The organism is Oleiphilus sp. HI0079 (assembly GCF_001635105.1).
In genome coordinates this window covers 1-919 of the sequence record NZ_LWFT01001347.1, presented here as the reverse complement: position 1 = coordinate 919, position 919 = coordinate 1, and the positions used below count along the sequence as shown (strand labels likewise).

At 50.7% G+C, this 919-nt stretch carries 1 protein-coding gene; it reads left to right on the top strand.

All coding sequences use genetic code 11. The annotated features are described in order from the left end of the window. On the top strand, window positions 1-919 hold a 919-nt coding region (locus A3750_RS23255), incomplete at both ends, for a molybdopterin cofactor-binding domain-containing protein (RefSeq protein WP_156498883.1).

Genomic DNA, 919 nt, shown 5'->3' with positions numbered 1-919 from the left:
AACATGCATCTATGCGCCTTGAAGACGGCAGCATTGATCCGCGTAACGAAACCCATTACGGCCAGACTGTTGAGCAGGAAGTGCTACCTGAGCTGATTTCACAACTGGAAGAAAGCTCCGAGTACTGGAAGCGCCGTGACGAAATCAAGGCATTCAACGCCACAAGCGCCTTCCTCAAAAAAGGTTTGGCGTTAACACCGGTTAAGTTTGGTATCTCGTTTACTGTGCAGTTCCTGAACCAGGCTGGTGCGCTCGTGCACATCTACACCGATGGCAGCATTCAGGTAAACCACGGTGGAACAGAAATGGGCCAGGGTCTCTATATCAAAGTCGCGCAGGTTGTTGCTGAAGAGTTTCAGGTAGATCTTGATACGATTATGGTCACCGCGACACGAACGGACAAAGTCTCAAACACTTCACCTACCGCGGCTTCTTCAGGGTCTGACCTGAATGGCATGGCCGCTCAGGATGCCTGTAAACGTATTAAAGCGGGCCTCGTCAAATATGCAGCCGAGCTGCACAGCACTACAGAAGATAAAATACGCTTTGAGAACAACCATGTTGTGAGCGTTGACCGATCTGGCGAAGAAATATGGACGCCTTTCCCTGAGTTTGTACAAAACGCCTACATGGCACGTGTACCACTATTCTCAAGCGGTCACTACCAAACACCGAAGATCCATTACGATCGCAACACCGGCAAGGGCCGTCCATTTTACTACTACGCAAATGGCGCATCGGTTTCTGAAGTATTAGTGGATACGCTTACCGGCGAATACAAGGTAACGCGTGTCGATATCCTGCAAGACGTTGGTCGCTCGCTCAATCCGGCAATCGACATCGGCCAGATCGAAGGTGCCTATATTCAAGGCATGGGCTGGCTAACCACCGAAGATCTGGTTTGGAGCGATAACGGCCG